7 protein-coding genes and 1 pseudogene are annotated in these 6,728 nt (G+C 71.9%); 2 read left to right on the top strand and 6 right to left on the bottom strand.

Annotation, left to right across the window (positions count from 1 at the left end; all coding sequences use genetic code 11):
• Positions 1-24 precede the first annotated feature (24 nt).
• Positions 25-498: an RDD family protein gene (locus ETD83_RS37900; RefSeq protein ID WP_138650020.1), complete on the top strand. Its 474-nt coding sequence runs from the start codon at positions 25-27 to the stop codon at positions 496-498.
• Positions 499-570: 72 nt separating this feature from the next.
• On the opposite strand, the gene ETD83_RS37895 is transcribed toward ETD83_RS37900, so the two are convergent.
• Positions 571-1,266: a DUF4191 domain-containing protein gene (locus ETD83_RS37895; RefSeq protein WP_138650019.1), complete on the bottom strand. Its 696-nt coding sequence runs from the start codon at positions 1,264-1,266 to the stop codon at positions 571-573.
• Between the two features lie 48 nt (positions 1,267-1,314).
• Complete coding sequence (gene lipA / locus ETD83_RS37890) at positions 1,315-2,241, bottom strand: lipoyl synthase (RefSeq protein WP_138650018.1); 927 nt, start codon at positions 2,239-2,241, stop codon at positions 1,315-1,317.
• A 238-nt stretch (positions 2,242-2,479) separates the two neighbouring features.
• Between lipA and ETD83_RS37885 the strand changes: the two genes are divergently transcribed.
• On the top strand, positions 2,480-2,989 hold the full coding sequence (locus ETD83_RS37885; RefSeq protein ID WP_138650017.1) for a DUF1877 family protein: 510 nt from the start codon (positions 2,480-2,482) through the stop codon (positions 2,987-2,989).
• Here the strand turns inward: ETD83_RS37885 and lipB are convergent.
• The 4 genes and pseudogenes from lipB to sucB all read right to left on the bottom strand — a co-directional run.
• Positions 2,962-3,690, bottom strand: coding sequence for a lipoyl(octanoyl) transferase LipB (gene lipB / locus ETD83_RS37880; protein WP_230421463.1), 729 nt, complete (start codon positions 3,688-3,690; stop codon positions 2,962-2,964). The genes ETD83_RS37885 and lipB overlap by 28 nt on opposite strands.
• 35 nt (positions 3,691-3,725) lie before the next feature.
• The gene (locus ETD83_RS37875) at positions 3,726-4,463 is read right to left on the bottom strand and encodes a Type 1 glutamine amidotransferase-like domain-containing protein (RefSeq protein ID WP_138650016.1); all 738 of its coding nucleotides are present in this window, start codon (positions 4,461-4,463) and stop codon (positions 3,726-3,728) included.
• A gap of 102 nt (positions 4,464-4,565) precedes the next feature.
• A complete protein-coding gene (locus ETD83_RS37870) occupies positions 4,566-5,453 on the bottom strand; it encodes a TIGR01777 family oxidoreductase (RefSeq protein WP_138650015.1) in 888 nt (295 codons plus the stop codon).
• Between the two features lie 195 nt (positions 5,454-5,648).
• Positions 5,649-6,710, bottom strand: a pseudogene (gene sucB, locus ETD83_RS37865) (2-oxoglutarate dehydrogenase, E2 component, dihydrolipoamide succinyltransferase); the annotation flags it as partial.
• Positions 6,711-6,728: the final 18 nt, after the last annotated feature.

Below are 6,728 nucleotides of genomic sequence, written 5' to 3'. Positions count from 1 at the left end.
GAGGGACGGGATAGCGTAGGCGCCATGAGCAGTGGTAAAGGCGGGCCGCGCTGGACGCAGACGTGGCTCGGCGGGGCGCCCTCGGCCGGGGTCGATCTGGGGGAGCCCGGAGAGCGGATCGGCTTCCCCGAGAGCGGCAGCGGCGCCGTCGCGTCCTACCCCCGGCGGCTGGTCGCGCTGTTCGTCGACTGGGGCCTGTCGATGCTGGTGGCGAGCCTGCTCGCGCGGTCGCTCGGCTGGAACCCGGCGGAGCGCAGCATGTGGACGCTCGTCATCTTCGCGGTCCAGGCGTGGCTGCTGACCGCGTTCATCGGCGTGACGATCGGCAAGCGGCTCTGCGGCATCCACGTCACCCGGCTGGACGGGCGCCCGGTGGGGCTCGGCTGGGCGCTGGCCAGGACGCTGCTGCTGGTCCTCATCGTCCCCGCGCTGATCTGGGACCGGGACTACCGGGGCCTGCACGACCGCGCCAGCAACACCGCCGTCGTCAACATCTGAAGCAACCGAGCGCGACAAAGCCAGCCGAACGCGACAAAGCGCCCTCCACCGGAGGGCGCTTTTCGCAGGGCGTCAGCGCATCTTGGGCTTCGGGCCCTTGGGCATCTTCGCGCCCTTCGGGAGCGGGCCCTTCGGCATCTGCATCGACCGGGGGAGCGCCTGGAGGCGGTCGTTCAGCTCGGCCACCTGGCCCTTGGTGAGGTTGCGGGGCAGCTTCATCAGGTGGCGCTGGAGCTTGTCGACCGGGATCTGGCCCTCGTCGGTCCCGACCTGGACGTCATAGATCGGCACCTGCTGCGCGGCGCGGGAGAGGCGCTTCTTCTCGGCGCCGAGGAGCTGCCCGACCCGGTTGCGCGGGCCCTCCGACACCAGCACCACCCCGGGGCGGCCCACCGCGCGGTGCACCATGTCGAGGTTGCGGTTGCCGCTGACCGCCTCGGTGACCGTCCAGTTCCCGCGCATGTTCTTCAGGATCGCGGCGGCCGCGCCCGGCTGCCCGGCGATCACCTTGTACTGCGCGCGCTGCGCCATCTGACCGAACACGATCATGCCGACGGCGACGGCGGCGAGGACGCCCAGCGGGACGAAGAACCACAGCTGGCCGAAGAGGAACCCGATCAGGACGACGACGACCAGCGTCCCGATCGCCGACGCGAACACGATCGGCAGGGCCTTCGGGTCGGCCTGCCGGAGCACCTGGGCGACCATGCGGATCTGCTTGAGGCGGCCCGGACGCTCCTGGGCCCCGTCCGTGGGCGTTTTCGACATGGATACAAGGATAGTCGGGTCGGACGCCCGTCCCGACAGCCCCCGGACCTAGGCGCGCGCTTCGACGGCCTGCTTGTAGAGGCGCCCGGCGCGGTAGCTGGAGCGCACCAGCGGCCCGGACATGACGCCCGTGAAGCCGATCTCCTCGGCCTCGGCGGACAGCTCGACGAACTCCTCGGGCTTCACCCACCGCTCGACCGGGTGGTGCCGGGCGCTCGGCCGCAGGTACTGGGTGATCGTGATCAGTTCGCAACCGGCGGCGTGCAGGTCGCGCAGGGCCTGGGAGACCTCCTCGCGGGTCTCGCCCATGCCGAGGATCAGGTTCGACTTGGTGACCAGGCCGTCCTGGCGGGCGCGGGTGATGACCTCGAGGGAGCGCTCGTACCGGAACCCGGGACGGATCCGCTTGAAGATCCGCGGGACGGTCTCCACGTTGTGCGCCAGCACCTCGGGACGGGACGAGAACACCTCGGCGAGCTGCTCGGGGACGGCGTTGAAGTCGGGGATCAGCAGCTCGACGCCGCAGCCGGGGATCGCGGCATGGATCTGCCGGACGGTCTCGGCGTACAGCCAGGCGCCGCCGTCGTCGAGGTCGTCGCGGGCGACGCCGGTCACGGTGGCGTACTTCAGGCCCATCGTCGCGACGGACTCGGCGACGCGGCGCGGCTCGTCCCGGTCGAGCTCGGCGGGCTTGCCGGTGTCGATCTGGCAGAAGTCGCAGCGCCGGGTGCACTGGTCGCCGCCTATCAGGAACGTGGCCTCGCGGTCCTCCCAGCATTCGAAGATGTTGGGACAGCCGGCCTCCTGGCACACCGTGTGCAGGCCCTCCGCCTTCACCAGGCCGCTGAGCTCCCGGTACTGCGGGCCCATCTTCAACCGTGTCTTGATCCAGTCGGGCTTGCGCTCGATGGGGGTCTGGCTGTTGCGCGCCTCGACGCGCAGCAGCTTGCGCCCCTCTGGGGTTACCGTCGTCACGGGACCCAGCGTACGTCGCGATCTCCGGTCCCGGCACACCGCCCACCGCCCTGCCGTCAGGACCGCCGTGCGGGCGGTTTCCGACCGGGTGGGGCTCAAAGGCATCTCGGAGCGATATCGAACGGATGACAGTGGCCCGTCCGATCCGCCGATTCGTTGTGTTTCCGCCATGCCCAACAGTGGATCTCTCTAAGGTGACTCCCTGTCGTCACGCAACAGCGTCAGCAGGAGGACCGCCGTGGGCCTGGCAATGTCGTACCTCAGGGTGCCGCCGGTGCTGGAGGGTGAGCAGGATCCCGGACGGATCGCTCGCCATGTCTTCGGCGACGCCCAATGGCGCCGGCGCGGCGCGCCGGTCCTGTTCGAGCTCGGCTGGGCGTGGCAGGCGATGCACTACCTCTGCACCGGCGACGCGTGGGACGGGCGCCAGCCCGAGGCCGACGTCGTGTGCGGCGGGCGGCTGCTCACCGAGGACGGCGCCGACGAGCTGGGCATGGACGTCATCTACCTCGCGCCCGACCGGGTGAAGCCCGCCGCCGACCACCTCACCGGGACGCCGTTCGGGGAGCTCGCCGGACGGTTCGACCCGGCCGCGATGGGCAGGGCCGGCGTCCAGGACGCCGGCCGGCTCGACGCCGCCGTCCGCGACAAGCTCCTCAAACCCGCTTACAAGGGGCTCGGGGAGTTCTTCGCGGCAGCCGCCACCGAGGGCCAGGCCGTCTACAAGGTGATGGCCGCCGATTCCTGAAGCCCCGCCAGGGCTTCGAGCTGCGCCGCCGTCCGGTGCAGCATGCCCTCCGCGCCGAGGGCGGCGGCCAGATGCCGTTCCACCAGCGGGACGATCTCGGCGACCGTGACGTCCCGGCCGAGCTCCCGGCTGAGGTTCGTGGAGCCCGCGTCCCGGATCCCGCACGGGATGATCCGGTCGAACCAGTCCATGTCGTTGTCGCAGTTCAGCATGAACCCGTGCATCGCGACCTCCCGCGACACCCGGACCCCGATCGAGCCGATCTTGCGGTCGGGGGTCCCGGAGACCCACAGCCCGCTGCGTCCCTCGACGGTGACGGTCGCCAGGCCGAGGTCGGCGCAGACGTCCATCATCATCCGCTCCAGCAGCCGCACGTAGCCGACGACGTCGACCGGGTCGCGCAGCTTGATGATCGGGTAGCCGGTGAGCTGCCCCGGGCCATGCCAGGTGATCTTGCCGCCGCGGTCCACGTCCACGACCGGCGCGCCAGGGTCGCCGAGCGGCCGGTCGAGCTTCCCGGTGCGCTTGCCCGCCGTGTAGACCGGCTCGTGCTCCAGCAGCAGGACGGTGTCGGGGATCGCGTTGTCCACACGCAGGGCGTGGGTGCGTCTCTGCAGCTCCCAGCCCTCCACGTAGGGGACGGCCGCCGTGCCGAACCCCGCGTGCACCACCACCAGCTCGCGTACGTCCACATCGCTCACACGAGCCAGCTTAAAGGCCAGGAAATCCTTGGGTTCTACAGGGAGGCGAGTAGCCGGGGCTCCAGGCGCGATTCCTTCGCCGTGCCGGGCCCGTCCGGCTCGACGCGGTAGGCGCCCGAGTCCTTCCGGTAGGAGACGGCTTGGACGAACTCGGTGCCGACGTAGTGGAGCGCCACGCCCTCGTCGGCCGCGTACCCGCCGGGCAGGGTCCCCTCGCCGACGAGCTGCTGCAGCAGTGGGCGGCGCTGCGGCTCGCTGTCGTAGTGCACGCCGCACGAGTACGGCAGGAACCCGAGGCCGTCGGTCAGCGGCCGCAGGTGCGGGCCGAACGAGTCGGTGGTGCCGCCGACGTGCCAGCACAGCGCGCCCGCGCTCTGCCCGGACAGGACCACGCCGTCGTGCCACGCCTCCCGCAGGATCTCGTCCAGCCCGTGGAGCCGCCACAGGGCCAGCAGGTTCGCGACGCTGCCGCCGGACACGTACACCAGGTCCTGGTTGAGCAGGTGCGCCCGGACGTCGGGGACGTTCGGCATCGGGAACAGCGCCAGATGGCTGACCTCGGCGTCCATCGCTGAGAACGCGGTGTAGAAGCGGGAGACGTATTCGGCGCCGTCGCCGAGCGCCGTGGTCACGAAGCAGATCCTCGGACGGTCCTGGCCCGTCAGGTCGAACGCGTAGCGCAGCAGCGGGCTCGGCGCGAGGCCGTTCCGCGCGTCGGGGACGAAGCTGCCTCCGCCGATCGCGAGGATGTGCGGCTGTCCGTCGGTGCTCAATTCACCCTCCTCGTAGACCACGCTTGCCCAATGTCACGGTATGACTACGTCACCGTATGACCGTCCAAGGGGATCGGCTTCGACTTTGACGTTTCTTGGCGATCACAGGAGGTCCCGTAGGGCCGCGTCGACGTCCTCGTGGACGAACCGGAACCCGGCCTCCCGCAGCCGCCGCGGCAGGACCCGCTGGCTGATCAGCGGCCCCTCGTCGGCGAAGCCGCGCAGCGCCGCCCGCAGCGCGACCTTCGGGACGGTCAGCCGCGTCGGGCGGCGCAGGACGCCGCCGAGCGCCCGCGTGTAGGCGTCGTTGGTCACCGGGTTCGGCGCGGTCAGGTTGACCGGCCCGGCGATCTCGTGGTCGATGAGGAAGCGCAGCGCGGCGACGTGGTCGCGGATGGAGATCCAGCTCGTCCACTGGCCGCCGTCGCCGAGCTTGCCGCCCAGCCCGAGCCTGAACAGCGGGAGCGTGGCGCCCAGCATGCCGCCCTCGCGGGCGAGGACGATGCCGCTCCGCGGGTGGACGACGCGGACGCCGGCCTCCGCGGCGGGCGTGGCTGCGGCCTCCCAGTCGCGGACGAGGGCGGCCAGGAACCCGCGCCCGGCGGGGCTCTTCTCGTCGGCCTCCTGCCCGCCGGTGTCGCCGTAGTACCCGATCGCGGAGCCGCACACCAGCACGGGCGGCCGCCGGCCGGCGGCGGCGATGGCCTCCGCGATCGTCCGGGTGCCGTCCAGCCGGCTGTCCCGGATCTTCCGCTTGTACGCCTTCGTCCAGGGCCGGTCGCCGATGCCGGCTCCGGCCAGATGGACGACCGCGTCCGCGCCGTCCAGCGACGCCGCGTCGACGCAGCCGTCCGCGGGGGACCATCGCGCCTCGTCGGCCCTGGTCGGTTCCCGCCTGATCAGCCTGATGACCTCGTGGCCGTCCCCCCGGAGCGACCGCACCAGCGCCGAGCCGATGAGGCCCGACGAGCCCGTGATGGTGACCCTCATGGCACCACCCTAGGCGGAAGCCCGCCACCATATGCTGAGATTCTCAGCCTCTGGGGTGCGTTTTCCGTTCAGCGGCCTTCGTCCCTGGGCCAGTCACCTGCGGCGGGACCGGTCGCCCGCGCCGCGGGCCGGAAAATGCGGAGACCCCGCCGCGGCATGGCCGGCGGCGGGGTCCCGGGGTCGTCCGGAGGGTGGTCAGAGCCCGAGCTCGGACTCGAAGTTGCCCTCCTCCAGGCGGTGCTTGATCGTGGCGAGGAAGCGGGCGGCGTCCGCGCCGTCGATCAGGCGGTGGTCGTAGGTCAGCGCCAGGTACACCATCGACCGCACCGCGATGACCTCGCCGAGGTCCGGGTCGTCGATGACGGCGGGACGCTTCACGACCGCGCCCGTGCCGAGCATGCCGACCTGCGGCTGGTTGAGGATCGGGGTGTCGAACAGCGCGCCGCGGCTGCCGGTGTTGGTCAGCGTGAACGTGCCGCCGGCCAGCTCGTCCGGGCTCACCTTGTTGGTGCGGGTGCGCTCGGCGAGGTCGGCGATCCGCTGCGCGAGGCCGCCCAGGTTGAGCTGGCCCGCGTTGTGCACCACCGGCACCATCAGGCCCCGCTCGGGGACGTCCACCGCGATGGAGAGGTTCTCCACCTCGTGGTAGGTGACCTCGTTGGTCTCGGCGTTGATGACCGCGTTCAGCTTCGGGTGCGCCTTGAGTGCCTCGACCGTCGCCAGCGCGAAGAACGGCAGGAACGACAGCTTGACGCCCTCGCGGGACCGGAAGTCGGCCCTGGCCTGCTCCCGCAGCCGCGCGATCTTGGTGATGTCCACCTCGACCACGGTGGTGAGCTGCGCGGACACCTGCAGCGACTCCACCATGCGGCGGGCGATCGTCTGCCGCATCCGCGACATCTTCTCCGTCCGGCCGCGCAGCGCGAGCTGCTCGGCCGGGGCGCCGGCGGGCGCCGGGGCGGCGTGCCTGCCGGCCGGTGCCTGCGGCGCGGCGGCCGGTGCCGCGGCCGGAGCGGGCGCGGCGGGCGGGGCCTGGGCGGCCTGCTGCTGCGCGGCCTGCTGCGCGGCGCGCGCGGCCTCCAGGACGTCCTGCTTGCGGATGCGCCCGCCGACGCCGGTGCCCTTGACCGTGGACAGGTCCACGTTGTGCTCGGCGGCGAGCTTGCGCACCAGCGGCGTCACGTACGGGCCCTCGCCGGACGGCGCCTCGGGCTGCGTGGGCGCCGGCTGCTGGGCCGCGGGGGCGGGCTCGGGCGCGGACGGCCGCGATCACCT

The organism is Actinomadura soli (assembly GCF_005889715.1).
Taxonomy (GTDB): domain Bacteria; phylum Actinomycetota; class Actinomycetes; order Streptosporangiales; family Streptosporangiaceae; genus Spirillospora; species Spirillospora soli.
Note: the sequence above shows the minus strand (reverse complement) of the source record. Positions and strands in the feature narration are given on the sequence as shown.

Excerpts from the sequence above, each read along its gene's own strand:
- ETD83_RS37900 (WP_138650020.1), top strand. The coding sequence starts at position 25 with ATGAGCAGTGGTAAAGGCGGGCCGCGCTGGACGCAGACGTGGCTCGGC.
- ETD83_RS37895 (WP_138650019.1), bottom strand. The coding sequence starts at position 1,266 with ATGTCGAAAACGCCCACGGACGGGGCCCAGGAGCGTCCGGGCCGCCTC.
- ETD83_RS37870 (WP_138650015.1), bottom strand. The coding sequence starts at position 5,453 with ATGAGGGTCACCATCACGGGCTCGTCGGGCCTCATCGGCTCGGCGCTG.